Source organism: Bacillota bacterium, assembly GCA_013178305.1.
Lineage (GTDB): Bacteria > Bacillota > Sulfobacillia > JABLXB01 > JABLXB01 > JABLXB01.
Genome location: JABLXB010000001.1, coordinates 206,232 through 232,170, shown reverse-complemented (window position 1 = coordinate 232,170; position 25,939 = coordinate 206,232). Strand labels below are relative to the sequence as shown.

Genomic DNA, 25,939 nt, shown 5'->3' with positions numbered 1-25,939 from the left:
CGGGATGGCCAAGACCGTGGCAGTAGTCGGCACGCTGGATACTAAGGGGCCCGAATTCGAGTTCCTCAAACAGCAGATCGAGGCGAGAGGGCACAGGTGCATAGTCATCGATGCCGGCGTCCTGGGCCCGCCCCACTTCACACCGGATGTGACTCGTGACGAAGTGGCGAATGCGGGGGATTCGAACATCGCGGACCTCGTTGCCAGGAACGACAGGGGGCACGCGATCACCGTAATGGCCGAGGGCGCCGCGAATGTGGTGCGAGGCCTTTACGATCAGGGCAGGATCGACGGCGTGGTGAGCCTCGGCGGATCCGCGGGAACCACGATCGGCACCACCGCAATGCGCCTTCTGCCTGCAGGCGTTCCCAAAGTGATGGTGTCGACGCTGGCCTCGGGGAATACGAGGCCGTACGTGGGCACCAAGGACCTCACCATGACCTACTCCATCGTGGACATCGCAGGCCTCAACCGGCTGTCGCGGAAGGTGATCGCCAATGCGGCCGGGGCTGTGTGCGGCATGGTGGAGACGCAGGTCCCCCCCACGGAGGATAAGCCGCTGATCGGCGCGACGATGTTCGGTGTGACGACTCCGTGCGTGACCCGCGTGAGGCAGGCCCTCGAGCAGAACGGGTACGAGGTGCTCGTTTTCCACGCGACAGGGACTGGGGGCCAGGCCATGGAAGGCCTCATCGAAGACGGGTTTATTTCAGCCGTGGCCGACATAACGACCACCGAGTGGGTCGACGAGGTCTGCGGCGGGGTGTTGTCCGCCGGCCCCACCAGGCTCGATGCCGCCGCGAAGAAAGGCATCCCCCAGGTGGTTGTCCCAGGGGCTCTGGACATGTGCAACTTCGGGCCGATGGACACTGTCCCAGATCACTACAAGCACAGGAACCTGTACGTCCACAACCCGACAGTAACGCTGATGAGGACTACTCCCGAAGAGGCTGCAAAGATCGGCGAGATCATCGGAAGCAAGGTAAGCGCCGCCAAAGGCCCAACCGTGGTGATTGTCCCATTGAAGGGCGTGTCCGCTATCGACGCGCCGGGCAAGCCGTTCTACGCACCCGATTCCAACGAGGCATTGTTCAATGCGCTCCGGAGGAGCGTGAAACCGCCGGCGCGCCTGGTCGAGATGGATTATCACATAAACGCCCCTGAGTTCGCCGACCAGGTTGCGTCGATGCTTCTGGATTTTATAGGCCGACAGGAGGTGGGAAACAGATGACGAGGCAGGAAGCCCTGGAGTCCTTGAGAAGGCAGATTAGCTCGGGAAAGCCCATCATCGGCGCGGGTGCGGGCACCGGAATCTCCGCGAAGTGCGCCGAAGTGGGAGGGGCCGACATCATCATCATCTACAACTCGGGCAGGTACAGGATGGCTGGACGGGGTTCGCTCGCCGGCCTTCTCCCGTACGGCGACGCTAACGCTATCGTACTGGAAATGGGTAGGGAGGTTCTCCCGATAGTACAGCGGACGCCGGTCCTGGCGGGCGTGTGCGGGACAGACCCGTTCCGCCTGATGCGGGTGTTTCTCCGGGAGGTAAAGGACGCCGGCTTTACGGGGGTTCAGAACTTCCCCACCGTCGGCCTGTTTGACGGGGTGTTCCGCCAGAATCTCGAGGAAACGGGCATGGGCTTCGATCTCGAGGTGAAAATGGTCCAGCTCGCCCACGAGATGGACCTCCTCACTTGCCCGTATGTTTTCACCCCCACTGACGCAGATAAGATGGCGCGTGCGGGGGCTGACGTCGTCGTTCCGCACATGGGACTCACGACGAAGGGGAGTATCGGCGCTAAGACGGCGATAACGCTGGATGAATCGGTGAAGCGGGTACAGGCCATGTGCGACGCGGCCAAAGCGGTCAACCCGGACGTTATGGTGCTGTGCCACGGCGGCCCGATAGCCGAACCCGACGACGCCCAGTACGTGCTGTCCAGGACCCACGATGTTGTCGGGTTCTTTGGCGCGTCGTCGATGGAACGCCTGCCGGCCGAGCTGGCTATCACCGAACAGGTGAGGAGGTTCAAATCGATCAGGGTCTGATCGGGGTTCAGTGTACGCCGGCATGGCCCCGGGCCGGACATCGTCGACGTTTTCCGCGGCAAGAGTGTGCTCATGGGACTTCCAACCTGTTGTCGGCCACAGCAGCAGGCCTGCTCGGGGCTGTTGTCGTCCACAGCATGTTGCCCTGAAATGAGCTGCTCCACGCGGTTATTCGACCCATGGATTCATTCGACTTCGCCTTCAATCCCCGCCATGCAAATTTCCTACAAGCGAACCCGTCAATGACTCCTTTCCCCGAACTCGGTGTGTCGCGAATGGTCCCTTGACGCGTGTTGACTCGAGACGACTTAATACTCCTGGTTAGCCTGGGGGTTATTCCTGTACCTGGTTCATTACCGGGATGAAGCACAGTGCCGCAGAAGAGCCGGCAATGCCGACCTCCCGACCGGCAATGTCGACCGCAGGCGGGGAAGCCCTGCGTGCGCCGGGATTCAGCGCATGGCACGGCTATTGCACGACAAAGGGGTGGTGTTGCCTGTGAACAAAAGCGCGGAAGAGAAGATGCGCTCCCTGATCAGGGGTGAGGACCCAGCTTCGCCGCTCTCCGACCTGGAGATCGCGCGGATGATCGGGCTGCCACGTTCGACCGTGACCGATATAAGGTTGAGGCTGAACATACCCAACTCCCGCGAGCGGCGCGCGCGCGGCATCGCGCGGGTCGTTCATGGGGCCATCGATGGGCAGGGGGTCTCGGGAAGGGAGCTGGCGAGGAGGCTCCGCTCCGGAGGGTTCCGCGTGAGCCACACGAGCATAAGAGGGGTCGTGGCAAGGGCGGTGTCGCGCGGGTACTCTGGCGGTTCCGGAAGCGGCGATGATTTCGAGGATCTGGTCGGCGCCTCCGGTAGCCTCAAGTCCTGCATCCAGCTCGCCAAGGCAGCCGTCATGTACCCTCCCAGGAGTCTGAACACCCTGATCCTGGGCCCGACGGGGTCGGGCAAGAGCGAGCTTGCCACCCGCATGTACAGGTACGGCGTCCGCGTGGGCGTGCTTCCCGCCGGGTCTCCGTTCGTGGTGATGAACTGCGCCGACTACGCGGATAACCCTCAACTGCTGATGAGTCACCTCTTCGGGCAGGTCAAAGGGGCGTACACGGGCGCGACCGAAGACAGGCGTGGTCTCGTTGAGATCGCGGACGGCGGAGTGCTCTTCCTCGACGAGATCCACAGGATGCCCCCGCAGGGACAGGAGATGCTGTTCACGCTGCTAGACAGGGGCACGTTCCGGCGCCTCGGCGAGACGGGGCAGGAGTACAACTCCGAGTTCATGCTGATAGGCGCTACGTGCGCCGACCCCGGCTCGTCGCTGCTGGAGGCCTTTGTAAGACGGATACCTGTGGTTATCAGGATACCTGGGCTGAACGAACGGCCTATCGCCGAGCGGATGGACATGCTCCGTGCGTTCTTCAAGCAGGAATCCGCGAAGCTGAACCGGCCGGTCAGGGTGAGCGGCGGCGCGGTCCAGGCGTTCCTGAACTACCACTGTCCGGGGAACGCCGGACAGATGAAATCCGACACACAGGTTGCGTGCGCGCGCGCTTTCCTGCGCGCCCTGACCTCGGACGATGGCGAGATGGTCGTAATCCAGGTCGAGGATCTGGCGCCGCACGTCGCCAGGGGCCTGTTCGTGAGGACGGAAGCCCATCTGGGGCTGCCACGTTACGTCAACCAGGATCTCATTATTACACCGGCCGGTGAGGAGGGCGGCGCGTCCAGGGCAGACGCCTATTCCCTTCCGGCGAACATCTACGAGTGGATCGAGGAACGGACGAGGGAGCTTGAAAGGCAGGGGAGCGACCGCTCCGCTATACCTGAGGCGATCGGCCGGGAACTCGAAGGAATGATACGGAAACACATCAGGGCCGCGGGGTTGAGGAGCGGCACCATGAAGGCCCTCGAGCTTTCGCGCATGGTGGACCCGGTTGTGCTGCAGGCCGTGCAGGGGTTCCTTGCCCAGGAGAGGGCGGGCCGCGGGCCATGGGATGAGTCGCTGGTGGCCTGCCTGGCCATTCACCTCAGCGCCTCGACCGAGAGGGTGCGCGAGGGAAGGCCGGTGCCTAACCCCAAGATGCAGGAGGTCAAGGCCCAGTATCCCGAGGAGTACCGCCTCGCCGGGCAACTCCTTGAGGCCGTGGAGTGCGCCACGGGGGTTTTCCTCTCGGAGGACGAGCGCGCCTTCGTGGCCATGTACCTGAGGTCGTCGTTCTCTGACCAGGATGATTCCCCGGCTGTGGGAGTCGTCCTCATGAGCCACGGCAAGGTCGCCTCGGCTGTTGCGGAGGTTACGCGGGCCCTGCTCCCCGCTTCCTGCGTGGAGGTATTTGAGCTCGACCTCAATGAGAGCCCCCAGGACGGCCTCCCGCGGGCGATCGAGGCCGTCAGGCGCGCCGACAAGGGCGCGGGTGTGCTGATCCTCGCCGACATGGGAAGCGTGCTTGCGATGGGCGACGTCATCTCGGAGAAAACCGGCGTACCTACGCGGACGATAACCCCTCTCACGTCACCCTTTGCCATAGAAGCCACCAGGCGTGCTATGGCTGCCGGCGCTTCGCTGGACGACATCGCCGACGCCCTGGGGAAAGAGCCGGGAGTGGCTGTACACAGGCCGAGGCGCTCCGAACCCCGCGCGAAGACGGTGCTCGTCACCTGCCTCACGGGCAGGGGCCTGGCGGACAGGCTGGCGGGGGAACTCCGGAGCGTCTTCGAGGCCGATAAGGCCGGCGTCACTCTGATTCCCTGTTCGCCCGTCCAGGTCCCCGATGTGGTGAGGAATGTAGGGCTGGAGAACGTTGTCGCCGCGGTCGGATCCGTGGACCCGAAGCTACCGGGGATAAGGTTTTTCCCGGCATCGGAGGTCCTCTCCGGTCGCAGGATGAGTGAACTGAAGGCCGCGATCTCCGGCGCGGATCTGCGCGACCTCATCCGCGAAGACCTCATCTTCGTGGGGCTTCATGGGGGGGACCGGGACGAGGTAATTCGGTATCTGAGCGGCCTGCTCGAGAAACGGGGGTTGGTCACGCCCGGATTCGCGGCTTCAGCGTTGGAACGAGAGATGATCGGACCCACGTACATCGGCTACGGCGTTGCGATCCCCCACGGGGATGTCCAGTACGTCGTGAGGCCGGCCGTCGCGGCGGCACGCCTCGCAAAGCCGTGTCCCTGGGGAAACGAGCAGGCGAGATTCGTCATGCTGATGGCCCTGACCCCTGAGTGCCTCGACGCCGTGGTGGAGATGTACGAACGGTTTGCGGACGACCGCGTAAGGAAGGCGCTCGAATCGTCCGATGATCCGGCCTCGTTTGCGCGGGCGCTCCTCGGCTAAAGGGTGATTGCGGCAGCCTGGAATTGGGGGGTTCAACGTCATGGCTCACAGGCCTACCGGCGGTCTCAAAGCGCTGCGGGAGAGGGTGCTCCAGGTCGCTCTCAAGATGTCGAGATCGGGGATGGCGCCGGCGACGTGGGGAAACGTCAGCGGGCGCGACCCGGGCACGGGCCTGGTAGTCATCACGCCGAGTGGCATGCCATACGAGGAACTCTCCGGTGACGACATGTGCGTGGTGGACGTAAACGGCGCCCCCGTCGAGTGCAGGTGGAAACCGAGCACGGAGACGCCCCTCCACTGTATCTTCTACAGGCGGAAACCCGGGGTGTGGGGGATAGCCCACACGCATTCGCTCTACGCCACAGCGTTCGCCTGTGCGGGCCGGGAGATACCCGTCGTCATCGCCACCCTCGGGAGCGCGGTCGGTGGGGCGGTGTCCGTGGCTCCTTACTTCCCGTCGGGGAGCGAGGAGTTCGGGGGGAGGGCGCTGGAGGCGATGGGGGATCGCGCCGCCGTCCTCCTGGGGAACCACTGGGTCGTGGCGACGGGCTCGTCTGTCGATGAGGCCTACACGGTGGCGGAGGTGGTCGAGAACGCCGCCAGGATATACGCCATCGCGGTGGGGCTGGGAACCCCCGGGGTCCTGGGCGAGGGCGAAGTGCAACGGCTCAGGCACAAATATCTAACCATCTACGGCCAAAAGGTGGAGAGGAAATGAACGCGGCAGTGCACGTCACAAAAGATCTAGTTCTGATTAACCTTGAGGCTCGTGATAAGGCCGAGGTTGTCCTGTCCCTCGCAAGGCTCCTGGAAAGGAGGGGATACGTCAAGCCGAGTTTCGGGCCCGCGGTGTTATCCAGGGAGGAGCGGTTTCCGACGGGGTTGCCTACAACCCCCGTCGGGGTTGCGATACCCCACGCCGACGCAGTTCACTGCCTTTCGGCGTCGATGGCCGCGGCAACCCTGGCGAGGCCGGTGAAATTCGGGCTGATGGGGGACGACTGCAAGTGCGTCGACGTGGGGGTGGTATTCCTGCTTGCCCTCACGGACGCAGGCCGGCAGGCCGAATTCCTGGCCAGGCTGACGGGGATGTTCAGCGACCCGCAGCGGCTGCTCCAGATAAAGGGGGCCCGTGAACCGGGGGATCTGATCGGTATCATCCAGCCGTACGTTTGCGGCTGGCAAGGGGGAGCACGAGAGGGGGCGGTTTAAGGTGGGTAAGAGGCGCATTCTTGTGCCGTGTGGCTCCGGGATCGCGTCTTCGACGGTGTGCGCTCAGAAAATCCGAAGGGGTTGCGCGGAAAGGGGGGTGGATGTCGAAGTCAAGCAGCTGGCGTTCAGGGAATTGCAGGGCGAGATCGGCAAGGCGGACCTCATAGTGTCGATCACCCCGGGGCTCAAGTCGCCCGCCGGGATACCTGTAGTCAACGGCGTGCCGCTGCTGACCGGGGTGGGGGAAAAGGCGGTTCTCGACGAGATCGCAGGACTACTTCGCGGAGGTGAATCCCAGTGACCCTTCTGGATGTGGTGAAGTATATCGTCGGTTTGGGAGCGAACGTTTTCCTGCCCGTGATCATATTCCTGTTGGGCCTGACCGTCGGACTGAAGCCGGGACGCGCGGCCAGGGCTGGACTGACCCTGGGCATCGCCTTTACCGGTATTAACCTGGTTGTGGGGCAGCTTCTTGTGGGACAGGTCGCCCCTGCGGCGCAGGCGATGATCAACCGCACGGGCCTGCACCTCAACGCCATGGACGTGGGCTGGCCGGCGGCCTCCGCAATCAGCTGGGCGTGGCCGTACGCCGCCATCATGTTCCCGCTCCAGATCCTGCTGAACCTTCTCCTGATCGCCGTCGGATTCACCAAGAGCCTCAACGTCGACCTCTGGAATGTGTGGCAGAAGGTGTTCGCCGGCGCCGTCGTACTCGGCATAACCGGTAACCTGGTGTGGTCGTTCGTCGTTGCCATCGCACTCATCGTGATCGAACTCAAGATCGGCGATCTTACCGCCAGGAAGGTTCAGGAGCTGAGCGGTATACCCGGGATTTCGGTACCCCACGCCTGCGCCACCTGGCTGCTCGCCGCAGCCCCGGTGGCGGCCATCCTCGACAGGATACCCGGCCTCAAGAAGGTCAAGGCGGATCCGGAAGCGATCCAGAAGAAGGTAGGATTCCTCGGCGAGAACATGATCATCGGGCTCCTCATGGGGCTCATCATCGGCCTGCTTGCCGGCTACAAATTCGACCAGATCCTCAAGCTGGGTATCACTGTGGCATCGGTCATGCTGCTCATGCCGAGGATGGTCACGATCTTCATGGAGGCCCTGATGCCTGTGTCCGAAGCCGCTGCGGATTTCATGAAGCGGCGGTTCCCCGGGCGCGAGATCTACATCGGTCTCGACTGGCCGGTCCTCGCCGGTCACCCCACGACCATCACCTCGGCCGTGCTGCTGATCCCGGCGCTCATCGGGCTCTCCATAACGCTACCCGGCAATACGACGCTCCCGTTCGGAGACCTGGGCAATTTCGGCTGCCTCATGGCTCCGGCGGTCGCGCTGGTCGGTGGCGACATGGTGCGCGCGCTGATCCTGGGGGTGGTCATCCTGGCTGTCAGCCTCTGGGGTGCCAGCGCCGTGGCTCCCTCGTTCACCGCGCTCGCCGCCCAGGTCGGGGTGAAATTCCCGCAGGGCGTGACGGAGATCACCTGGCTCAAGACCAGTCCGGTCATCTGGGGAGTCATCGAACTGGCGAAGGGCAACGTCGCCGGCATTCTTGTGTTCGCTGGATTCCTCGTGCTTGGACTCTGGGTGCTGAAGACGCAGTTCCAGGGCGGCAAGGAGTGAGCCTGAACGCGGGTTAGTCTGGGATAGAAACGCGAGTGGGGCCGGCCATGAGACCTCGGAGCGGCTGTGCGCCGGCCCCCGGCTTGCCTTGGGGGTGTTCGAGTGGGGTCTGAAATACTGATGGCGCCCGAACCGGTGCTGAGACGCGTTTGCGAGGAAGTGCTGGTGGGCGCGGGCGTCTGTGCGGATGACGCGGCAACCGTCGCCGACACCATCGTCGAGGCGAACCTCAGTGGAGTCGACTCCCATGGCGTTTCCGTACTGCCGACCTACCTCAAGCGCCTGAGGGCCGGCGCCACCAACCCGCGGCCACGGGTGGCTATCGTGCGCGAGGGTGCGTCGTTTGCGGTGTACGATGGCGACAACGGGCTCGGCGCGATAACCGCCGTACGCGCCATGCGTCGAGCCGTGGAAGAGGCCCGTGAGAAGGGCGCCTACCTGTGCCTCTGCCGGAACAACACCACTTTCGGCGCCGCGTTCTACTATTCAATGATGGCCGCCGGGGAAGGCATGATAGGCGTGACCATGTGCAACGCCCCGCCGAGTGTGGCGCCGTGGGGAGGCAGGGTCTTCCTGCTGGGGACGAACCCCGTGTCGATCGCGGTGCCCGCCGGGGACCAGCCGCCTATCGTCCTCGACATGGCCACCAGTGCGGCGGCGAAGTCGAAGATCTACCTGGCCCGCGACAGGGGTGAGCCGATTCCCCCTGGCTGGGCCGTCGATTCCGAGGGAAGGTCCACCACCGATCCCGAGGAGGCGCTCAAAGGGGCGCTGCTCCCGCTAGGCGGCCACAAGGGGTACGGGATCTCGTTGATGGTGGACATCCTGGCGGGGGCGCTCTCCGGAGCGGGGTGCCTCGACGGCGTTGGGTCGCTGCACCACCGGATGGACAGGGGGCAGAACGTGGGGTTCCTCCTTGCGGCCGTGAACCCGGCGGTAATCTCGGGGGACGGGTGTTTCGAGGAGGCGGTCCGGGCGGTGGCTGCCAAGGTACGTTCGTGCCCCCCCGCGAAGGGGACGGAACGGGTCCTTTTGCCGGGCGAAATCGAGGAAGAGACGAAGAGGCGGCGGCTTGCCGATGGCATTCCGGTGCCCCGGCAGGTGGTAGCGGACCTCGAGAAAGAGGCGGGGGAGATGGGCATCAGGGTCACGGCCCTCGGGCTGTGACCTGCAGCAAGCCCAAAGGGGTGAAGGCCAGTTGAAGGCCCTGGTGTTCAGGGGCGTGAACGACGCCCGGGTTGAAGAGGTGGCGGTCCCGCAGGCAGGGGCCGGTGAGATACTGGTCAAGGTCGACTCGTGCTCGGTGTGTGGCACTGACGTGAGGACCTACAGGCACGGGCACCCCAGGATCAGGGGACCGCGGGTCATCGGCCACGAATTCTCGGGGACCGTGGCAGGCGCGGGCCCGGGGGTGCATTCCTTCAGGGAGGGTGATCGCGTGATGGTGGTGCCCGGCATATCGTGCGGGCGCTGCTATCTCTGCCAGAAAGGCCTGCAGAACCTGTGCGAGAACAGGCGGATCATTGGTTTCGACTACGATGGCGCTTTCGCCGGGTACGTGAGGATCCCCGCGGAAGCGGTTGAGATGGGAAACGTCCGGGCGGTTCCCGAAAGGCTGAGTCTGAGGGAGGCCTGTCTGATAGAACCGTTTACAGCGGTGTACAACGGTCAGGCGCTGCTGGGCATAACGCCCGGGGTCACGGTATGCATTATCGGCGCAGGGCCAATCGGTGTAATGCACGCCCTGCAGGCGCGGGCGCGTGGCGCAGGCATGGTGGTGATGTTCGAGCAGTCGGCGGAGAGGCGTAAGACCGCGGCGGCTTTCGCCGTCGACAGGGTGGTCGACCCCCAGGTCGAAGACCCGGTCGCGGTTACGAAGGTGATGACGGGGAACAGGGGGTTCGACGTGGTCATAGTGGCGTGCGGCGTCGGAGCGACCCAGGCTCAGGCCCTTCACATCGCGGGGAGGGGCGGGAGGGTGAGCTTCTTTGCCGGGCTGCCTCATGGGCGCTCCGAGGCGCTGCTCGACACGAACCTCATCCACTACAAGCAGCTCGCCCTGTTCGGGGCCAACGGGTCCGGCCCGAACCAGTACGACGAGACAATCAGGTTCCTCGCCGCGGGGATCGTCGACGTGTCGAGCCTCATCACCGCGCAACCCCCCCTGGACGACGTCCTGGAGGGGTTCTCCATGGTAGAAAGGGCTGTGGGCCTGAAAGTGGTGGTACACCCACACGCATGACGAGTCAGCAGCGGTGCGCCGCGCGGATGGGATTTCGGGGGTGACCTTATGGGTGGATTCGCTGGGCGGGTGGTAGTGATCACGGGGGCGAGCCGCGGGATAGGTTACGCGGTCGCCCGCCGGTTCGCGGAGGAGGGCGCGGCGGTGGCGATGCTTGCCCGCGACGCGGCGAGGTTGGGCGAGGTCGCACGCGAGATGTGCAAGACGACGGGCCGTACGGCCAGGGGGTACCCGTGCGACGTCGGGGACCCCCGCGCTGTGCAGGCGGTCGCCGCGGCCGTCGTCTCGGAGATGGGGATCCCGGACGTTCTAGTGAACAATGCGGGCGGGATGACCCAGAGGATCCCGTTCGCGGATATCGACGACGAGACCTGGGAGGCCGCCTTGCGAGTCAATCTCTCGGGGGTCTTCTATTGCTCCCGGGCGTTCGCCAGGGCGATGATATCCGCCTCCAGGCGCGGCGCGATCGTCAACGTGGGTTCCTCGGCGGGGATCGCCCCCAAGGCAGGGAGGGCGCACTACTCGACCTCCAAAGGGGCCGTGCACGTCCTGACCAAGGCTCTGGCGGCGGAGATGGCTGCTTACGGCATCAGGGCGAACGCCGTGTCTCCGGGCCTGACCCTCACGGAGCGCATCGCGGCCAGGCTGGCCGACCCCGAGGAGGGTGAGAGGGAGAGGCAGAGGGTCCAGAAGATACCGCTAAAGAGGATGGCGTCCCCCGAAGAAGTCGCTGAGGCCATCCTGTTCCTGGCTTCGGAGAAGGCTGCCTACATCACCGGGGCGATCCTTCCGGTGGACGGTGGGTATACGCTTGGGGTATAGCGCGGTCGTGGTGCTCCAAGGGTGCTGCAGCTCGCGCGCCCACGCGGTGGCCGTCATGGTGGCCCATTGCCTGGCGCGGCTGGGGCTAGGGTCTACCAGAGCGATAGAGGCGGAGTTTGCCTCCTTTGGGTACTGGGACTCGCCCTCGAACCTCATCATCTCACCGTCGCCGGTGCTCGCGGATACCAGGGCGCGCGTCCTTGTGCTTCCGAAAGCGTATATGGGTATGATGGCCGAGGGCGAGGTGGAGGCGCTCCTCAGAAGGTGCTGTGATGAGGGTTGCTGTCTCGCGGAAAAGCGGGTATGACCCGGGAGGTGTTCAGGGTGACCGATGTGCTGGAGTTGTTGGGAGAGTCGAAGGTCATCGCCATCATAAGAGGATTCGATCCCGAGGCGTCAGTGGCGGTCGCAGAGGCGCTTGCGGGTGGAGGAGTAAAGCTGATCGAGGTAACCTTCAACTCGCCCGGCGCCGCTGAGTCGATACAGGCCGTCGCGAGGATGCCTGGGGTGGTGTGCGGCGCGGGCACGGTGCTCGTCGAGTCACAGGTGGCCACGGCCGTCGAGCGAGGCGCCCGGTTCATCGTCGCGCCCAACGCCCACGAGCGGGTGGTTCGCGCCGCCAGGATGATGGGCGCTGCGTGCATCCCCGGGGCCATGACCCCGACGGAGGTCCTCATGGCTGCCAGGTGGGGTGCGGACGCGGTCAAGGTGTTTCCGGCTAGCGTCGTGGGGCCCGCGTTTTTCCGCGAGATGAAAGGCCCGCTGCCGCATATAAGGTTGGTCGCCACGGGCGGCATAACGGCGGACAACGCCGGCGAGTTCGTTCGCGCCGGTGCGTTTGCGGTCGGGATGGGCGGCTCGCTGGTTCCGAAGGAGGCTGTCCAGAGCAAGGATTGGCCCAGGATCATGGCCCTTGCTCAGAGGGTTGTATCGTCCTTGAAAGCTGATTGAAGGCTGCCGGCGGCGACTCGCCGGTGGCCGCGACGGGGGCGGATGTACGATGGCGGGAGGCTTCAGGGGGCTCATGGAACCCGGGATCGTTCACAGTATGGCCTACCCCGAGACCGTAGTGGGGAAGGACTGGTTCTACGAGACGATACAGAAGGTCGCGGCGGACGAGTTTTTCTCGTGCATCGAGGTGACTCACATTGACGACCCGGTGATGAGAAAGAAGGTGGCTCATGACCTTCGGATCGCGGGGATGAGGGTTGGATACGGCGCTCAGCCTGTCCTGTTGGGACGGAAGCTGAACCTGAACTCGACTGATGGCGAAGAGCGGGCGCGCGCCATCGCCGCGGTCAAGTCGTGCGTGGACGAGGCGCTGGAGCTTGGCGCAAGGTTCATCGGTATCCTGAGCGGGCCGGACATGCCCGGCGCCCGCGAGGAGGCGCTGATCCTCCTCAAGCAATCACTGGTGGAGATATGCGAATACGCCGGACGACGTGGGGGGCTCACCGTGGCCCTGGAGGTTTTCGACAGGGAGGTGGACAAGAAGCGACTGGTCGGGTCGACTGCCGACGCGGCCCGCCTGGTGGGGGATCTCCGGCGGGACTACCCGTGGTTCGGGCTGATGATCGACCTCAGCCACATCCCCCAGCAGCGCGAGACCGTGGAGGAGTGCGTCCGGACCGCCGGACAGTTCACAGTACACGTTCACATAGGCAACTGCGTCATCAGGGACCGGTCCCACCCCGCATACGGTGACCAGCACCCCAGGTTCGGGGTCGAGGGAGGGGAGATCGGCCCCACGGAGGTTGCGGAGTTCCTGGACCTTCTCCGCCGTGTGGGGTATCTCAGGAATGGTACCAGGCGCCCCGTGTCGTTTGAGGTGAAACCGATGGTGGGCGAGGATCCGGACCTTGTGGTGGCGGGGTCCAAGCGTGTTCTCGAGACTGCCCTCGCGATGCTGGAATAACCGGTCGCGGCGAGGATTGCCAGGCCCCTCAACGCCGGGCCGCCGCAATTGAAACGTCTTGACGCCTGTGGTAATGTCAGATCATAATTGGCGGACGCCGAAAGGCAGCATACATCAAGGATTGGAAAACGGTGAGCATATGGATGATGCGACAGAACTGAATCTCATGGTGCAGGCTGCGGAGCTCTACTACGAACTGGACCTTACCCAGCACGAGATAGCCGAAAAGCTCGGCGTATCGCGACCGAAGGTGTCACTACTGCTGACTGCGGCAAGAAAACAGGGTATTGTCCGGATTTCCGTTAGCCACCCCGTATCCCGGGCCGGCGAAACGGGAGCCGAACTGGCCGCAAGATACGGCCTGTCTGAAGCAGTCGTGGTCCCCGTCACGACAGATGACCGCACTCTGTTGACCATGAAAATTGGCTCGTGGGCTGCGCGCTATCTCGAAGATCGTCTGAACTCCGGCGAAACCCTTGGGATAGGCCGAGGGCGCACGGTCTACCAGACTGTGACCCATCTCGAACCGAGACGGCACATGAACGTAACAGTGGTCCCGCTCTGCGGGGGCGAGGGTAGCGACCTGAGTGAATTCCAGGTCAACGAGATGTGCCGGTTTGCCGCCCAGCGCCTCGGCGGGAGATGCTTTTTCCTGCACGCGCCCGCGAAGGTTCTGACCCTTGAAGCTTACAGGGCGTTGATGGATCTGCCCGAGATTGAGGAGGTTGTCCGGCACTGGGACAATCTCGATTGGATATTGATTGGCGTCGGGAGTACCTCGATACCATGGGATCCCTTGTATTCGAAAGATATTGAGGCGGCGCAACGCTATTCCTCTGTGAGGCCGGTAGCCGACCTGTGTCTCAGGCTCCTCGATCCGAATGGGCGCGGAATTGAGTTCCCCCGAAGCGACTATTTGGTCGGCGTGACGCCCGAACAGATCCGGTCGGCCAAACGCGTCGTCGGGGTAGCCGGCGGCACCTATAAGGCGGATGCCATACTCGCAGCGCTTCGCGGTAGGTGGCTCGATACCCTGATTGTTGACGAACCAACTGCCCGGGCCATTCTTCATCAGGACTGCTGACGTGGCGCCAGCCCAGGCCCTCGTCTAGTACCTGCAGTCCGCCTTCGGGCGTGTCTCGAGACACTCATCCCACAGTCCACGACTCCTCCCTACCGTTTCCCCGGGCCCACGGTTTGCATCCATTACATTTCCAGCGGTGATAAAGAGGGATTTAGCCCGGAGCGGCGAATCGCATAGGCGTAACATTTGTTATTGACAAATGTCACAAGGAAGGTGACCTATGGGATTCGGTTTAGTGCGCATCGACGACAGGCTGGTTCACGGTCAGGTTATGGCCGTGTGGTGCAAGACTCTCGGCACCAACCGGATCGTCATTGCGGATGACGACGTAGCAGAGGACTCATTCCTTCAGAAAGTGATGCGGCTTGCCGCTCCCCCCGGGGTCAAGGTTGAGGTCTATTCGGTGAGTGACTCCGTTGGGATCCTGTCCGCGCCTGAAGCTCAGAACCCCAGGACAACCGTTCTAGTCAAAAACCCCCGGAATGCTGCGGCGCTCGTGAGAGCGGGCGTCAAGATCGAGTGCTTGAACGTGGGCGGGATGGGCGCCCGCCCGGGGCGGAAGCAACTGTTCCGCAACGTATCGGCGTCACCGGAGGAGGTGGAACTGCTCAAAGAGATTCAGGCCTCGGGTGTGGAGGTGGTATTCAGGATCGTGCCAGACGAAAGAGGGACGGCGCTCAGCGCAGTGATCAAGTAGCAGGTGAAGAAGGGAGGAAACAGACTGTGCACATCAGTGCTTTTCAGGCTGGCCTGATCGCGTTGTTTTACTATCTGGCACAAGGCCCGTGGCTCATGGGCCTTGGGTACTGGACCTTGTACAGGCCTCTAGTCGCTGGCACCCTGGTGGGGTTCGTACTCGGGAATCCCGTTCAGGGTGCAATCATCGGGGCGACGATCAACCTGATCTACCTCGGCTTTATCTCGGCAGGTGGGGCTCTTCCGGGGGACCCCGCGCTGGCGGGTTACGTCGGAACCGCTCTTGCCCTTGCCTCCGGTATTGATGTCAACGCGGCCCTCGCGCTCGCCGTGCCGATCGGCCTGCTGGGAACCGTCATCTGGTTCGTGAGGATGACCGGCGGAGCCATCTTCGTACACTGGGCGGACCGGTACGCGGAAGACGGTAACATCAACGGCGTGGTGTTCTGCAACGTGGTGCCCCCACAGATACTGCTGTTCGTAATCAGCTTTTTCCCCGTATACTTCGCGGTGCTCTATGGGCCGGCTGCCGTGAAGGGGTTCATTGACCTTCTTGGCCAGGGGGTGCTGAAGGCCCTCATGGTTGTAGGCGGCATGCTTCCCGCGCTGGGCATTGCGATGAACCTCATGGGCATATCGCGGCCGGGCACTATTGCCTATTTTCTTCTGGGGTTCTTCCTGGTCGTCTACCTCAAGCTCGACATAGTCGCGGTGGGCGCCTTTGCCGCGGTGCTCGCTTTCCTGATGATCCAGGCGACGGCGAAGGGAGGCGTTCAGAATGAAGGGTGAGGAAAGGCGGCTCAGCCGGAGCGATCTTACTAAGTCGTGGCTGCTCTGGACGTTCTTCTCACACTCGTGCTACAACTACGAGCGGCTGCAGGCGCTTGGATTCGCGCACTCCATGACGCCGGTTATCCGGAAGCTCTATCACACCAGGGAAGAGATATCCGCAGCGCTCAAGCGCCACCTGGTGTTCTTCAACACCGAGCCGAACGTCGGCCACGTGATCCACGGCATAACCGGCGCCATGGAGGAGCAGAGGGCAGGCGGGGCTCCCATCTCCGATGAGGCGATAAACTCCTTGAAAATGGGCCTCATGGGACCGCTGGCCGGAGTGGGCGACAGCATCACTCAGGGGACGCTCGCCCCGATCCTCATAGCGATCGGTGTGGGGCTCGCCAGGGAAGGGAATCTCGCAGGTCCGCTCGTGTACGTACTGCTCGTCGCCGCCGCGATCTGGGGTATTGCGTACACCATGTTCAGCCAGGGCTACAGGCTCGGCAAGGCGGCGGTTGAGCGAATCCTCGAAAGCGGCAGGTTACAGGACCTCGTGAACGGGTCGGGCATTGTGGGCGCCATGGTCCTCGGCGGCCTCGTCGGCAGGTTCGTTACGCTCAGCACCAAGCTGGCGATTAAGATCGGCCAGACGAATGTCGTAATACAGGACGTTCTCAACAAGATCATGCCCGGACTGCTGCCCCTCGCCCTTACGCTCGGGACTCTATGGCTCCTGCGCAAGGGACGCAACCCGATCACGGTCATGGTCATTCTCGTCGTGACAGGCGTTATCGGTAGTCTCATCAAGGTATTCTAGAAACACAGACCCCGGGGAGTGTTCCGGAAGAAGGCGAAGGCATGGGAGGAACCGTGATGGCAGACAAGACGTTCAAGGCCCTGGTAATCGAGGGTCCGAGGAAAACTCGGCTCGCCGGCGTCCCGCGCAGCTCCCCCGGCGCGGGGGAAGTCCTCATCAGAGTGCGCGCGTGCGCCCTGTGCACGTGGGAACAGAGGGCGTTTAGCGGTGCCCAGCAGGACTACTACCCATTTTTGGGCGGGCACGAGTTTGCGGGAGTGGTCGAGGAAGTCGGTCCCGGTGTAGTTGAATCCATAAAGCCCGGAGACCACGTTTCCGTCGCGCGGATCGAGCGCTGCGGGCAATGCCGGAATTGCCGAACCGGCTTCGACAACCTCTGCAAGAACATGCACAAAGGAAGGACCCCCGGGGAGATCTTCGGACCGGGCGGCCTCGGGCAGTATGTCATAGCCCCGAGATACCAGGTCTACCCGGTGTCGCCCAACCTGCCATTCGAGGAGGCCTCGTTATCCGAGCCCCTGTCCTGCGTGGTCAGATCGATCACCCGGAGCAGGCTTATGTTCGGCGAGTCGGTGCTGGTGATAGGCGCGGGCGTCATGGGAGCCCTCCACTCAAAACTCGCAGGCATGATGGGTTGCCGTGTCATCGTGAGCGAGCCGAACCCGGATCGCAGGAAGTTCGCGCTCGAGAACCTCCCCGCGGCCGCAGTGATTGACCCGAACGACGGTGACATGCCAAAAACGGTCAAGGACATGACCTCGGGATACGGTGCGGACGTCGTGTTCATCACGGGTGGCGGAGAGGCCGCCATAGCTCAGGGCATCAAGTCATTGACGAGCGGCGGGCGCCTGGTGCTGTACGCTGCGTTCTATCCGCCTGTAACCGCGGCGCTGGACGTAAACAAGGTTCACCATAACGAGTACGAGATAATCGGGACCATGAGCCAGAGCAGGGACGACTTCCTGAGGGCGACAGAGATGCTCTCCTCGGCGGCAGTAAGCGTCCGTTCGCTCATCTCGGGCGTCTACCCCCTGGATAAGGCCCAGGAAGCGTTCGAAGCGGCCCTGAGACCCGACACTTATAGAGTCATTGTCTCGCTGGATTGAGATGAGGGCCCGATGACTGGATGGGGGTGTTCCCGGTGAGTCTCGTAAACATGATCGGCCTGTTGAAGCACGCGAGGGCCAACGGCTACGCGATTCCCGCGTTCAACGTGACGGATCTACAGAGTACGCAGGTTATCCTCGAGGTCTGTGAGGAGGAGAGGGCCCCGTGCCTTCTCGAGATCGCGGAACCGACGATAACGAAGATCGCTCCCGAGTATTTTGCCGCTATCGCCAGGGCGGCCTCGGAACTCGCTGGTGTTCCGGTTGCCCTCCACTATGACCACGGAAAGTCCTTCGACCTGATCGTGCGCTGCATCCGTGCGGGCTTTACGTCGGTCATGATCGACGGCTCCGAGTACGAGTACACCAGGAACGCCGAGGTCACTCGACGGGTCGTTGAAGTCGCACATGCCTGCGGCGTGGGGGTCGAGGCCGAGATCGGCCACGTGGGCGTGGGTGAGGGCGATGAAACCGACGTTGAAAAAGGTTTGACGGATCCGCGTGAGGCCGAACGGTTCGTGGCTGAGACAGGGGTGGACGCTTTGGCGGTCGCCGTCGGGACGGCTCACGGCATGTACAGATTCGAACCAAAGATATACGTTGAGCGACTTAAAGAGATCGCCGGGCTCGTGAAAATCCCCCTGGTTATTCACGGCGGTTCCCAGACGCCCGGGCTAGAGAAAACCCTGGGTCTCGGGGTCGCGAAGGTGAACATATTTACCGACCTGCAGATCCCGATCCGCGAAAAGGTAAAGGAAATGGCCAGGACTCAGGAGTTCGACAAGCTGTTCGCTCCCGCGATCTGGGGCGCGGCGAACCGCGCATTCAAGGAGACCGCGAGGGACAAGATTCAGACCCTGGGGGCCGCAGGCAAGGCCTGGCTCGGGTGTGGATGCCAGTGACCGGGATAGTCGTTCTTGGGCACGGCAGGTTCGCCGGCGGCCTCGTGGACGCTGCTCAGATGATAGCCGGCCGGCAGAAGGGCATTGCGGCGGTGGAGCTCTCGCCCCAGGACACCCCCGAGAGTTTCAAGGACAAGGTCGAGGCCGCGATCGCCGGTGTCGCCTCGGGGGAAGACGGCATCCTCCTCCTATGCGACCTGCTGGGGGGAACACCCATGAACGTCGCCGCTTTCCTCGCGGAGCGGCACGGGTACCAATGCGTTGCCGGGGCGAACCTCCCGCTGATTCTCGAGGTGCTCATGAACCGGGTTGGCAACTCCGCGAGGGACCTTGCCGCCATCGCGGTCAACGCGGGTCACGCGGGTGTCGTCGACGTCAGACTACGGCTGACGGAGCAACAGGTAGAGTAAACAGTGGTGAGGAAGCCGGTGCCTCCGGGCGCCGGCTTCAAACTAATGACAACGGGACAGGACGAACTTCAAGAAGGTCGTAGCCCCCCGGGAGGTGAGTCTGAAGCCCGGATAGAAGGAGTACGGGCAAACGCGCGTGCGGAACAGACAACAATGAAGGGGAAGTGGCGGATGCCTGCGATACCGGGCCGCAGAACCCGTACGCACAGGAAGGCCCCGGTTAAGTACCTGCGGACGTCGGATATCGCGAGGGTCATCGGGGTCCACCCCAACACGGTTCGCCTGTATGAAGCCCTGGGGTTTTTGCCCCCTGTCCCGCGTAGCCCGGCCGGCTACAGGCTCTTCACTGAGGCCCACCTCGAACATATTCGGGTAGTCTGGATGACCCTGCGTTGCACCTGGCTGGGGGGCGACATACGCAGGACGGGGCTCGGACTCATTGAATCGTCCAAGTTGGGGAATCTCGAGGGTGCCCTCGATAAAGCCCACTACCTGCTCGCTCTGGTACGCTCCGAGATGGCCCAGGCCGAGGCTGCTGCCGGATCCCTCGAGCGTTGGGCCAGGGAAACACCGGGCGCAGCAGCTGCCGGACCCGCCGGCGTCGGCTGCCTTCGTATCGGTGAAGTAGCCATGCGACTCAACGTGACAACCGATATGCTACGGAACTGGGAGCGCAACGGTCTGGTGCGAATCCGGCGGCACCCCGATAACGGGTATCGCCTCTATAGCGGGGCGGATATCGACCGCATCAGGATAATCCGAATGCTGAGACAGGCGAGATACAGCACTATGTCCATCCTGCGCATGCTGAGGCTCCTCGACTCCGGTCAGAGGGATGGCCTTCGTCAGCTGTTGAACACCCCCTCCCCGGACGATGATGTGTATTACGCCACAGACCGCTGGCTTTCTACCCTTACGGATCTTGAACGGGTCAGCGGGTTTATTCCCGATCTCGGTCAGTTCTACGGGCTGGTCGCTCACTGGAAAGAAGACGCCACGCTTGTCGGGGCCGACACCTTGCTCAGTGCCCCGGGGGAAGTGCCTCAAGAAGACCAGAAGGCGTTCGAGCGGCCGGCCCGGGTTCCAGGCGACACCCGTCCACTGCTTGTGGTTCCTGACAGCAGGGGTAGGATACGCTCGTGGCACCACTGGAGGACGCAGCCCTACTGGCGGGAAGCAGTAGTACTGTGCTCAAGGATCACTCCGGTGGATTACCTCGAGTATCTGAGGCACAGGCATGTTGACTATATAATCGCCGGCGACGACCACGTCGACTTCCGGGCCGCGCTCGAGGAGATCAATACGCGTTACGGAGTGAAGGTGGTCCGGGTTGACAGCGGCGGCACGCTGAACGCGGTCCTGTTGCGCGCAGGGCTCGTTTCCGAGGTCAGCATCCTGGTTTACCCCACCATCGTCGGGGGCGCCTCGCCGAGTTCGATCTTCCGGGCCACAGACCTGGCGGCTGGTGAGAATGCTATCGACCTGAGGTTTGTGCATGTCGGGCAATTGGAGGGCGGCGCCGTCTGGTTGCGGTACGATGTGAAATGACAGGAGCCGATTGAGGGCTGCCGCCTTCACTTCCCAGGATTCGTTAATCTGGTCGGGCCCATACGTGATCGACGGTATAGGCGGATCGTGGCCTCGACTCACCAGGATTGCACATGCTGGCGGCAAGTTCCCCCATAATCAGGGTCAACGAACTGGCCGCGGTATTGCTATCCAACCTGCTGGACTGCGATCTGTAGCCGACTTGGCCGCAAAAGCCCAGGGGCCATCCCATCTACCTATGGGACGGCCCCTTCGTCGCTCACGCGCCGCCTGGTCCGCGACCAAACAGCCACATTGTCGCCTCAGACGGTTCAGCCGAAGATCGACGCTATCTTGAGCAATAGCCACGTCAGCGGGTTCGCGCCGTCACAGATGCTGGATATGAGGCTTGCGCCCTCCGGGAATTTGAACTGTGCCTCGATGGCTGCCTGAGTGTGCAATGGCGAAACGTTTGTGGCTATCAGCAGGCCTACACCGATGACGATTGCGCCGATGAGCACCGAGCGGAACACGTTCCCGCGCACGATCGGGGCCACCATGGCAACCATGAACGGAATCGTGGCCAAGTCGCCAAACGGGAGAACCCGGTTGCCGGGGATTACTGCGGCGAGAAGGATGGTGATGGGCACGAGAATGATCGCTGTCGCTATTGCCGCCGGGTGACCCACGGCGATCGCCGAGTCAAGACCGATGTAGAACGAGCGTCCTCCGAACCGCTTCTGCATGAACTCCCTCGCGGCTTCTGATACGGGCAGCAGGCCCTCCATCAGTATCTTGACCATGCGGGGCATCAGGAACATGACGGCCGCCATCGACATCGACAGGTTCAGCATCTGCTTCAAGTCGTAGCCTGCAAGCAGGCCGAGGATGAGCCCGAGCACGAGCCCCAGGATGGTGGGGTCGCCTACGACTCCGTATCTTTCCTGTATCGATTCCGCATCAATTGAAATCTTGTTGAGACCCGGGATGGCGTCGATGACCTTGTTGAGCGGGATTGCGATCGGGACGTACGCTGCCGAGAAACCGTGGGGCAGCGAGATGCCGGGTACGCCGTAGAACTCCTGCACCATGGGCGCAGTCCAGTCGCCGAGCTTCAACACGATCGCCGCGTTCACTGCGGCCGCAACCAACCCCAGCCACAGCTTGTTAGTCGCCGCGGTCACGAGAGCGCCGGTGAACGCGAAGTGCCAGAAATTCCACAGGTCTACGTTGACCGTCCGGGTGGTGCGTGTGGCAAGCATCAGGACGTTCACTGCCAGTCCGACCGGGATGACAAGGGCGCCAACTTGCGATGCGAATGCGATTGCGGCGGCCGCCGGCCAACCCACGTCAACAACATTCAATTGAATACCCAGCCGCTTAACCATCGCCTGTGCAGCCGGGCCGAGGTTCCCACACAATACGCCGATGACCAGTCCTATACCGACGAAGCCGATTCCGATGACGACGCCGGATCTAAACGCTTTCCCCGGCTTCTGCCCGAGCGCCAGTCCGAGTACGAAAATGATGATCGGGAGCATTACGGTCGCGCCCAGGTCAAGGATGAACTTGATTACCGACATCCGTCTCGCCTCCTCTGAATTTGCTTGGTACGATTCCGCGCAAGGTCATTCAAGAGTGCCTGAGCTTTTCGATGATCTGCTTGGAAACCTCGTCCGCGCCGATCCCCGTCAGGTATGGCAGGGCGTTCACGACCGGGACCTTGGTCTTGGGCGACACCGGCGTGGTAGTCACGATAAGGTCGACTCCCTGGCCGGCATACGAAGGGACTTCTATCGCCTTGCACTGCGTTATGTCAGCCTGGATCCCAGCGCTCCGGCAGGCCTCGGCTACTTTGTCGGCGACCATCGTGGACGTGGCTATGCCCGTCCCACACGCGACGAGGATACGTTTGACAACCCGCACCCGTTTTCACCCCCTTTCCTGGCCCGGAGTGCTTCCGAGACGCGCCTCCAGCATCGAGGCGGCGGCTGTGGAATCCGGCTGCGACCTCAGCTCCAGCAGGAAACCCGGCGCCTGAAAGACCTCCACCAGCTTCTGCAGGATCCCCACCTGTCCACCGGCATCCTTGACGGCCAGCATGAGGACCACCCCGACATCCACCGGCGTGTCCGGGTTGCCCATGCAGGCGAATCTCACCGGGTTTACCAGCGTCGCCAGCGCAATCGCCGGTTTGAGAACATGCTGGGCATCTGCGTGGGGAATCGCCACACCCACCTCCCTGGTTGGTAATCCGGTAGGATACAGCCGTTCACGCTCCCTGACGGCCTGGCGGTACGATGGTTTCACCGCCCCGTTCTGTTCCAGCAGGGTGGACAGCTCATCCAGAACCTGGTCGCTCGAGGAAACCTGTAGACCAACCCTTACTAGAGCAGGTGAAACCAGCAGCGAACAATCGGTCATATCGAATCAGCACGCTCCTCCTGCAAACCCAATCCGCATTCGATGGCGGCCCTCATTTCCGACCTGGTCCTGGCGGACTTGAGGCGTTCGAGGTGGTCGCCGGGCCCAAGCAGCCGGCGTATGGTCCGGAATCCCTCTTTGCCCAGGGTCCCCAGGGCGAGAAGGCACACAAGTCTGACCCTGTAGCCGGCCCAGTCCACCGGAGCCGCAAGGCTGGCCACGGCTATGGCGGGCCTGATCACACTGGAGGGATCACCGTGGGGAATGGCCACTTCGCCCTCGATTACCGTCGGGCCGGACAGCTCGCGCCGGTACACGTCGGTCGCGAATGCCTGTGTTACGAAGCCGGCGTTGATGACAAGCGACGTCAGCCCATCCAGCACCTCCTGCCGGGTTGACCAGTCAGCCTGGGGGACCAGGAAATCATCGACCAGGAAATCGGCGGCGGACGGCTGCGAGACCCCGAGCGCCCTCCTCACCTCGCCCGGGTCGCCGATGGCCATCACTTGCTCCACGGGGATGAACGGAATGCCGCGGACACCGGGGTCCACCGTTCCCACGATGGCCGCGATGTGATGTTCGCGCGACAGGCGCGCGATCTCGGCGTTCACGTCCTTCTGAGTGACCGCGCCCAGCGGCAGCACCTCGACGTTCTGTCCTTCGAGAACCCGCTCCAGGAAGCTCTGGAGCCGCACGGCAGCACCCTTGCCGGTCAGGCACAGGGTGAGTATCGTCTTCGTGGCGGTGGGGGCAAGGCCTCGTTCTCCCTTCACGAGCGACCCGCGATAGGCGACAAGGTTCTCGGCGAGCTCGTCGAGGGAAGCTGAGGGAAGATCCGCCCTGCGAATTGCCTCGATGACCATGAGGGTGTCGATCCGGTCAACGGTCCGCGTCCGAATGCCGGTACGTTCAGATATGATCTCGCCGAAGGTGAGCAAAGACCCCATATCCACCAGCAACAGGACCCCTTTGCCCTCATCGGCGTCCTTTACGGCGGAGATCGCCCGGGCAAGAGCGCCTTCTGGGTCTTCATCGAGGGACATCTCGACGCACCTCGCGTGGGAGGCGCCGAGGAGCCTTGCAGCCACGTCCACCATGCTGCTTGCCACTTTCCCGTGGGTGATGACCACCACGCCGACGCGGCCTTCCCTGGGACCCTCGTCTTTCATCAAGGAGCCTCGCAGGTACATCGCGAGGAACCCCGCCTCGTCCTCGGGGAAGTTCAGTCCGAGGCGCCTGTTGATCATCTCGAGCATCTCGGTGGCCAGGCTGAACTCAGCCACGTATTCCTTCTTGACCTCGTCGAGGTGAGGGTTCACGATGGGCTTCCCCTGGCGGAGGCGCTCGACCGCGGCGCTCAGGTGCATTGCCAGGCAATAGAACAGGTGCTGGTCCAGCTGTGGGTATCTCGAGCGTGCGCGCTGGAGAATGGTCTCCACCAGGCCCACTATGTCGCGGCCAACCACGCTGACCAGGTCCTCCCGGGTAACCTGTTGTGAGCGCGACCCTACCTGTTTCAGGTGGCGGCGGAACTGGACGTCGAGCTCGGCGCCCAGCAGCGTGTTGATTTCGGAATCGGCGAAGCCGCCCCGGCGAAGTTCCTCGTACCTCTGTTCGATGTACTGGTATATGTCGCCGGGGAGGGTGTACAGATCGTCTTTTGCCGGGGCGAGCTCCCCCTTGCCGGGCAGGATCGTAAGGTCGCCCGAGGCCAGGTTCTCGATTTCCTGGCGATGACCCGGAAGCTTGAGCAGCCCGCGCCGGACGTGGCTGGGCAGCTGGGAGGCGTCTATTTCTACGCTCGGCGTGGCTTCGGTGACGTGCACGAGAAACCCGCGGGCGCAGGCCACCTGGATGTCGCTCTTGAGCTGGCCCACGTTTCCCGGGCAATCATAGAGCATGAATGCCTGGAAGGCGTCTTTCATCAGGCGAACGGCCGTACCCGTGCGCACGGCCTCCTCCCTGGAGAAGCGCCTGATCATCTCGGCGCGCTCGGCCAGCGGCCGGTCCGCGAGCGCCGGGACCTCGATCATCATGGGAATCCTCCGGCGGAACGTCCCCAGCAACGAGGCCTGCGGGTCCTCGGTGGTCGCAGCTATCAGCATTACATCGGCATGTCGATGGGTCTCGGTCTCTCCAAGCCGGCGGAACCTGCCGCGGTCCATGAGGTGGAAGAGGATCTCCTGGCCCTCCGCGGGGAGACGGTGAATCTCGTCGAGGAAGACTATACCGCCATCCGCCTTCTCGACCAGTCCAATCTTGCCGGCTTCCGCGCCGGTGTATGCGCCCTTCACGTGTCCGAAAAGCTGCGAAAGGAGCAGCTGGGGGTTTTCGGCGTAGTCTGCGCAATTGAAAGTGACGAACGGGATGGCGCGACCACGAATGTCCTGTGCGAAGTGATACATCGCCTCGGCCAGCTCGTTCTTGCCGACGCCTGCGGGACCCAGGATAAGCGTATGCAGGCCGTGCGGTGGGTAGAGTACCGCCGCCTTCGCCTGCTGGATTATTGGCTTGAGGCTCCCGCTGCTGCCCAGCAAGCGAGAGAACGGGTCGTCTTCGTCCACCTTTCCCGCGGGTCTCGTACCCCTGTGCGCAATCGTGGGCGTGTTGGGCACTGCTGCGGGCATCTCAGATTCCACGGAAGCGCCGTGGGACACCTGGTCGTGCCCCAGGGTTTCAGCAGTCTTCTTCACGACAGACCTGGATACACTGTAGCCCTGCTGCCTTAGGCGGAGGGTCAGTTCACGGTTACTCAGGCGCCGGTTGCCTGCGACTTCTCCTATCGCGGAAACGAGGTGGGCCTGCAGGCGCGCCCGGGAATCGGCGATGCCGGCCGATTTCCGCATGAGAGTAACCATTGAACGGCTAATTGACAACCGCTCTGCGATCTCCCGGTCGCTGAAAGGTCTTCTCGGGTCTTCTCCGGCTATGACGTCCTGGATTGACTGAGCGTTGACCGTCAAGCGGAACACCTCACTCTCATGTACA

General features: G+C 63.0%; 25 protein-coding genes. 21 read left to right on the top strand and 4 right to left on the bottom strand.

Translation table 11 applies throughout. From position 1 onward, the window contains the following. The first annotated feature begins 4 nt into the window (after positions 1–4). From HPY55_01185 to HPY55_01085, 21 genes are all read left to right on the top strand, one after another. Positions 5–1,231 carry a Tm-1-like ATP-binding domain-containing protein gene (locus HPY55_01185; protein ID NPV69244.1) on the top strand — a complete coding sequence of 409 codons (1,227 nt, stop codon included), beginning with the start codon at positions 5–7 and terminating at the stop codon, positions 1,229–1,231. After that, entirely contained in the window at positions 1,228–2,049 is an 822-nt protein-coding gene (locus HPY55_01180) for a phosphoenolpyruvate hydrolase family protein (protein NPV69243.1), read from the top strand. The genes HPY55_01185 and HPY55_01180 overlap by 4 nt, the downstream gene beginning before the upstream one ends. A 498-nt stretch (positions 2,050–2,547) precedes the next feature. Continuing rightward, positions 2,548–5,388, top strand: a complete 2,841-nt coding sequence (locus tag HPY55_01175) for a sigma 54-interacting transcriptional regulator (protein NPV69242.1) — start codon at positions 2,548–2,550, stop codon at positions 5,386–5,388. 40 nt (positions 5,389–5,428) lie between these two features. Then, positions 5,429–6,106, top strand: coding sequence for a class II aldolase/adducin family protein (locus HPY55_01170; protein ID NPV69241.1), 678 nt, complete (start codon positions 5,429–5,431; stop codon positions 6,104–6,106). Then, on the top strand, positions 6,103–6,600 hold the full coding sequence (locus HPY55_01165) for a PTS sugar transporter subunit IIA (protein NPV69240.1): 498 nt from the start codon (positions 6,103–6,105) through the stop codon (positions 6,598–6,600). The genes HPY55_01170 and HPY55_01165 overlap by 4 nt, the downstream gene beginning before the upstream one ends. A 1-nt stretch (position 6,601) precedes the next feature. After that, positions 6,602–6,901: a PTS sugar transporter subunit IIB gene (locus tag HPY55_01160; protein NPV69239.1), complete on the top strand. Its 300-nt coding sequence runs from the start codon at positions 6,602–6,604 to the stop codon at positions 6,899–6,901. Then, positions 6,898–8,229, top strand: coding sequence for a PTS galactitol transporter subunit IIC (locus tag HPY55_01155; protein NPV69238.1), 1,332 nt, complete (start codon positions 6,898–6,900; stop codon positions 8,227–8,229). The genes HPY55_01160 and HPY55_01155 overlap by 4 nt, the downstream gene beginning before the upstream one ends. 102 nt (positions 8,230–8,331) lie before the next feature. Next, positions 8,332–9,396, top strand: coding sequence for an Ldh family oxidoreductase (locus HPY55_01150; protein ID NPV69237.1), 1,065 nt, complete (start codon positions 8,332–8,334; stop codon positions 9,394–9,396). Positions 9,397–9,427: 31 nt separating this feature from the next. Then, positions 9,428–10,471: an alcohol dehydrogenase catalytic domain-containing protein gene (locus HPY55_01145; GenBank protein NPV69236.1), complete on the top strand. Its 1,044-nt coding sequence runs from the start codon at positions 9,428–9,430 to the stop codon at positions 10,469–10,471. 48 nt (positions 10,472–10,519) lie between these two features. Continuing rightward, a complete protein-coding gene (locus HPY55_01140; GenBank protein ID NPV69235.1) occupies positions 10,520–11,293 on the top strand; it encodes an SDR family oxidoreductase in 774 nt (257 codons plus the stop codon). Further along, positions 11,283–11,600, top strand: coding sequence for a hypothetical protein (locus HPY55_01135; protein NPV69234.1), 318 nt, complete (start codon positions 11,283–11,285; stop codon positions 11,598–11,600). The genes HPY55_01140 and HPY55_01135 overlap by 11 nt, the downstream gene beginning before the upstream one ends. Before the next feature lie 17 nt (positions 11,601–11,617). After that, entirely contained in the window at positions 11,618–12,244 is a 627-nt protein-coding gene (locus HPY55_01130; GenBank protein NPV69233.1) for a bifunctional 4-hydroxy-2-oxoglutarate aldolase/2-dehydro-3-deoxy-phosphogluconate aldolase, read from the top strand. A gap of 49 nt (positions 12,245–12,293) precedes the next feature. After that, on the top strand, positions 12,294–13,208 hold the full coding sequence (locus tag HPY55_01125; GenBank protein ID NPV69232.1) for a TIM barrel protein: 915 nt from the start codon (positions 12,294–12,296) through the stop codon (positions 13,206–13,208). Positions 13,209–13,347: 139 nt separating this feature from the next. Beyond that, positions 13,348–14,292, top strand: a complete 945-nt coding sequence (locus HPY55_01120) for a sugar-binding transcriptional regulator (protein NPV69231.1) — start codon at positions 13,348–13,350, stop codon at positions 14,290–14,292. Positions 14,293–14,512: 220 nt separating this feature from the next. Further along, the gene (locus HPY55_01115) at positions 14,513–14,989 is read left to right on the top strand and encodes a PTS sugar transporter subunit IIB (GenBank protein NPV69230.1); all 477 of its coding nucleotides are present in this window, start codon (positions 14,513–14,515) and stop codon (positions 14,987–14,989) included. Positions 14,990–15,015: 26 nt separating this feature from the next. Beyond that, the gene (locus HPY55_01110) at positions 15,016–15,777 is read left to right on the top strand and encodes a PTS sugar transporter subunit IIC (protein ID NPV69229.1); all 762 of its coding nucleotides are present in this window, start codon (positions 15,016–15,018) and stop codon (positions 15,775–15,777) included. Then, entirely contained in the window at positions 15,767–16,582 is an 816-nt protein-coding gene (locus tag HPY55_01105) for a PTS system mannose/fructose/sorbose family transporter subunit IID (protein NPV69228.1), read from the top strand. Before HPY55_01110 ends, HPY55_01105 begins: the two co-directional genes overlap by 11 nt. Positions 16,583–16,638: 56 nt before the next feature. Then, positions 16,639–17,688, top strand: a complete 1,050-nt coding sequence (locus HPY55_01100) for an alcohol dehydrogenase catalytic domain-containing protein (protein NPV69227.1) — start codon at positions 16,639–16,641, stop codon at positions 17,686–17,688. A 35-nt stretch (positions 17,689–17,723) separates the two neighbouring features. Next, on the top strand, positions 17,724–18,590 hold the full coding sequence (locus tag HPY55_01095; GenBank protein NPV69226.1) for a class II fructose-bisphosphate aldolase: 867 nt from the start codon (positions 17,724–17,726) through the stop codon (positions 18,588–18,590). Then, positions 18,587–19,000: a PTS sugar transporter subunit IIA gene (locus HPY55_01090; protein ID NPV69225.1), complete on the top strand. Its 414-nt coding sequence runs from the start codon at positions 18,587–18,589 to the stop codon at positions 18,998–19,000. Before HPY55_01095 ends, HPY55_01090 begins: the two co-directional genes overlap by 4 nt. A gap of 171 nt (positions 19,001–19,171) precedes the next feature. Beyond that, entirely contained in the window at positions 19,172–20,548 is a 1,377-nt protein-coding gene (locus tag HPY55_01085) for a MerR family transcriptional regulator (protein NPV69224.1), read from the top strand. A 311-nt stretch (positions 20,549–20,859) separates the two neighbouring features. Here HPY55_01085 and HPY55_01080 read toward each other — a convergent pair whose 3' ends face one another. Genes HPY55_01080 through HPY55_01065 form a run of 4 tightly spaced genes read right to left on the bottom strand, consistent with a single transcriptional unit; the run spans position 20,860 to position 25,914 of the window. Next, positions 20,860–22,110: a PTS galactitol transporter subunit IIC gene (locus tag HPY55_01080; GenBank protein NPV69223.1), complete on the bottom strand. Its 1,251-nt coding sequence runs from the start codon at positions 22,108–22,110 to the stop codon at positions 20,860–20,862. 49 nt (positions 22,111–22,159) lie between these two features. Then, entirely contained in the window at positions 22,160–22,453 is a 294-nt protein-coding gene (locus HPY55_01075) for a PTS sugar transporter subunit IIB (protein ID NPV69222.1), read from the bottom strand. A 6-nt stretch (positions 22,454–22,459) separates the two neighbouring features. Continuing rightward, complete coding sequence (locus HPY55_01070) at positions 22,460–22,951, bottom strand: PTS sugar transporter subunit IIA (protein ID NPV69221.1); 492 nt, start codon at positions 22,949–22,951, stop codon at positions 22,460–22,462. Then, entirely contained in the window at positions 22,948–25,914 is a 2,967-nt protein-coding gene (locus HPY55_01065) for a sigma 54-interacting transcriptional regulator (GenBank protein NPV69220.1), read from the bottom strand. Before HPY55_01065 ends, HPY55_01070 begins: the two co-directional genes overlap by 4 nt. Between the last annotated feature and the right edge of the window lie 25 nt (positions 25,915–25,939).

Bases quoted from the DNA above. Each gene is read 5' to 3' on its own strand.
- HPY55_01185 (NPV69244.1), top strand. From the start codon at position 5: ATGGCCAAGACCGTGGCAGTAGTCGGCACGCTGGATACTAAGGGGCCC.
- HPY55_01180 (NPV69243.1), top strand. From the start codon at position 1,228: ATGACGAGGCAGGAAGCCCTGGAGTCCTTGAGAAGGCAGATTAGCTCG.
- HPY55_01170 (NPV69241.1), top strand. From the start codon at position 5,429: ATGGCTCACAGGCCTACCGGCGGTCTCAAAGCGCTGCGGGAGAGGGTG.
- HPY55_01165 (NPV69240.1), top strand. From the start codon at position 6,103: ATGAACGCGGCAGTGCACGTCACAAAAGATCTAGTTCTGATTAACCTT.
- HPY55_01140 (NPV69235.1), top strand. From the start codon at position 10,520: ATGGGTGGATTCGCTGGGCGGGTGGTAGTGATCACGGGGGCGAGCCGC.
- HPY55_01125 (NPV69232.1), top strand. From the start codon at position 12,294: ATGGCGGGAGGCTTCAGGGGGCTCATGGAACCCGGGATCGTTCACAGT.
- HPY55_01120 (NPV69231.1), top strand. From the start codon at position 13,348: ATGGATGATGCGACAGAACTGAATCTCATGGTGCAGGCTGCGGAGCTC.
- HPY55_01115 (NPV69230.1), top strand. From the start codon at position 14,513: ATGGGATTCGGTTTAGTGCGCATCGACGACAGGCTGGTTCACGGTCAG.
- HPY55_01105 (NPV69228.1), top strand. From the start codon at position 15,767: ATGAAGGGTGAGGAAAGGCGGCTCAGCCGGAGCGATCTTACTAAGTCG.
- HPY55_01100 (NPV69227.1), top strand. From the start codon at position 16,639: ATGGCAGACAAGACGTTCAAGGCCCTGGTAATCGAGGGTCCGAGGAAA.
- HPY55_01085 (NPV69224.1), top strand. From the start codon at position 19,172: ATGCCTGCGATACCGGGCCGCAGAACCCGTACGCACAGGAAGGCCCCG.
- HPY55_01080 (NPV69223.1), bottom strand. From the start codon at position 22,110: ATGTCGGTAATCAAGTTCATCCTTGACCTGGGCGCGACCGTAATGCTC.
- HPY55_01070 (NPV69221.1), bottom strand. From the start codon at position 22,951: ATGACCGATTGTTCGCTGCTGGTTTCACCTGCTCTAGTAAGGGTTGGT.